The following is a 2,500-nucleotide window of genomic DNA, read 5'->3' on the forward strand; positions in this document are numbered from 1 at the left end:
AAAGACTTCGAAGGCTCTGCCGCCACCGAGCTCGCCTGGCTGCTCGCCGCCCATCTGAGGCTCTTAACTCGCCGTCTGGCCAGACCTTGAGGGTGTCTACCCTTTTTGAGTCAGGCTCTTAGGATCATGCCACGCGACGGGAGCAGGCCATGAATATGTTGCAGCTTTACGTTTACGGCGCATCGGTGCTGGCCACAGCGCTGGGCGGTGCCGCCGTCGCCCAGGAAGCAGGCGGACAGTACGTCCAGGTGGCGGAGATCGAGGTCGATCCAGCTCAACTGGACGCCTACAGGGCCGCAGTCCAAGAGCAGATTGACGCGGCAATCCAAAAAGAGCCGGGCGTCCTGGTGCTTTACGCAGTGTCCGAAAAGGACGAGCCGTACCGCGTCAAGGTCTTCGAAATCTACCGCGACAGGAAGGCGTACGAAGCGCACCTCGGATCGGATCATTTCAGGAAATACAAGGCGGCGGTGGAGAAGATGGTGAAGTCGCTCAAGCTGGTGCAGGCGACGCCGATCGCACTTGGGGCAAAGGCGAAGTGAGGTTTACCTGCCTCAAGGCAACAACCTCTCCTCCTTCGCCTGCCTGAACCACTTCCGGAACATGTTTTCCGTATCCATCATCTCGGTGAAGCCGGCGCGGTTGATCTTCACGGTCGAGACGATGGAGGGCGGACCGGATTCGGTGTGGCCGTAGCGCAGGCTGTAATCGGCGTATTGAAACGAGAGGCCGACGAATTCGGCCAGCGCCGGCGATACAAGGTCGTGCTTGCGCCGTAGCGCATCCCAGGGGCCGAGCCAGGATGGAAACTCCCTCGCAAGCGACAGCGGGACCGGCTTGCCCGCCTTCATCTCCAGTGCATCCGCCACAGCAGGCCAGATGTTCTCCCAGGTGAAGACGTCGCCATTGGTCACGTTGAAGGCCTCGTTCCGCCCGGCCTCGGCCTCTCCCGACCAGGCGATGGCGCGGGCGAGGAGATCGACATCGACGGCCTGCCCCACCCGCGCGGCGCCGCCGGGGTAATCGAGCGGCCTGCCCTGCTCGCGCAGCATCGCAGCATAGACGCCGAGCGGCGGAATCAGGTCCATGGCGCCGCCCATGGCGAGGCCGACGATCAGCACCGGCCGCAGGATGCTCCAGTGCCAATTCTTGCCGGTTTGCAGTTCGCGCAAGAAGCTTTCCTGCGCCCAGTAGAAATTGGGCTGCTCGTACATTTCGGAGCGGCCTTCGCGGGCCGGCACGGTCAAGGGGCGAACGTGGACACCGTAGGCCTTGGTGCCCTGCAGCAGGGCGACATGCCTGAGGCCGGGCGCCACAGGCTCGAGTGCACCCATCAAATTGCGCAGCATCAGGTCGTTGGTCCTGATCTGCTGCGGGTCGCGCCAGCCGTCGACGAGCTGCGGCGCCTCGTAGAGCGCAGCGTAGATCAGATGCGTTGCGCCGCTCAGTTCCGAGGCGGCGCGCCGGCAATCCGCTGCGCTGGTCAGGTCGATCGGCAGATGGCGAGCGCCGTAGAGGTCGCGCGGCTTCCGCCGGGACAGGGCAATGACATCGCACCCTCCCGAGAAACCGAAGTGTCGCAACGCGGCGTTACCAACGAGACCGCTCGCTCCGGCAACCACGACCGTCTTGCCCGTCATGCGCGAGCCTCCCTGGTTTTTGCGCGACTGAATAGCAGATCGTTGACAGGCCCGACTTGCGTCAGGCCGGCGTTCGCACCTGCGAGGCGTCTATGAGGCTTGAGACTTGAGGCTTGCTTCTGGCGAAGCGCCCGGCCATCCTCGCTCGCGGAACCGCAACGATCGGAATTCCATCAACGAGTGCCCTCAAGGGCCGTTCGGAAACGCCACCACGTCTCAACAAACAATGTCGAGCGTTGACGAAGACAAGACGACACCAAGATCGTTCCCTGGTCGAAGCATCGACTTAACGGAGGGAAGCGCATGGAACGTCGTAAATTCCTGACGGCAGGCGGATTGGGCCTTGCCGCAAGTGCCGTCGCTGCGCCGGCGATCGCGCAGTCGATGCCCGAGATCAAATGGCGATACGCCGCGAGCTGGCCGAAGGCCCTGGATACGCTCTACGGAGGATGCGAGTACTTCGCCAAGCGGGTCGCCGAGATCACCGACAATCGTTTCCAGATCCAGGCATTCGCCGCAGGCGAGATCGTGCCGGGCCTGCAGGTGCTCGACGCCGTCTCGAACGGCACGGTCGAGATGGGCAACACCGCGCTGTACTATTATTGGGGCAAGAACCCCGCTTTCACGTTCGGTACGGCGCTGCCGTTCGGATTGAACACGCGCCAGCACATTTCGTGGCTGCAGTGGGGCGGCGGCCAGGACCTGATCAACGATCTCCTGAAGGAGTACAACACCATCGGCATTCCGACGGGCTCGACCGGCGCCCAGATGGGCGGCTGGTTCCGGAAGGAGATCAAGTCGATCGACGATCTCAAGGGACTGAAATTCCGGGTTGGCGGCTTTGCGGGCACGATCATTGC

Annotated in this window: 3 protein-coding genes and 1 pseudogene (1 of these 4 cut by a window edge); 3 read left to right on the forward strand and 1 reads right to left on the reverse strand. The window is 63.0% G+C overall.

The window, feature by feature from the left end:
* Positions 1–90 (forward strand): annotated as a pseudogene (locus JQ591_RS34015) (IS5/IS1182 family transposase); the annotation flags it as partial.
* A gap of 59 nt (positions 91–149) precedes the next feature.
* Positions 150–542 carry a putative quinol monooxygenase gene (locus JQ591_RS34020; protein ID WP_211400332.1) on the forward strand — a complete coding sequence of 131 codons (393 nt, stop codon included), beginning with the start codon at positions 150–152 and terminating at the stop codon, positions 540–542.
* A 12-nt stretch (positions 543–554) separates the two neighbouring features.
* On the opposite strand, the gene JQ591_RS34025 is transcribed toward JQ591_RS34020, so the two are convergent.
* Positions 555–1,640: an NAD-dependent epimerase/dehydratase family protein gene (locus JQ591_RS34025; RefSeq protein WP_211400333.1), complete on the reverse strand. Its 1,086-nt coding sequence runs from the start codon at positions 1,638–1,640 to the stop codon at positions 555–557.
* 303 nt (positions 1,641–1,943) lie between these two features.
* Between JQ591_RS34025 and JQ591_RS34030 the strand changes: the two genes are divergently transcribed.
* Positions 1,944–2,500, forward strand: the 5' portion of a protein-coding gene (locus tag JQ591_RS34030) for a TRAP transporter substrate-binding protein (RefSeq protein ID WP_211400334.1). 532 nt of this gene lie beyond the right edge of the window; only the first 557 of its 1,089 coding nucleotides appear in the window; it begins with the start codon at positions 1,944–1,946; the stop codon falls past the right edge of the window.

The sequence above is a fragment of the Bradyrhizobium canariense genome, from assembly GCF_018130465.1.
Classification (GTDB): Bacteria; Pseudomonadota; Alphaproteobacteria; order Rhizobiales; family Xanthobacteraceae; genus Bradyrhizobium; species Bradyrhizobium canariense_C.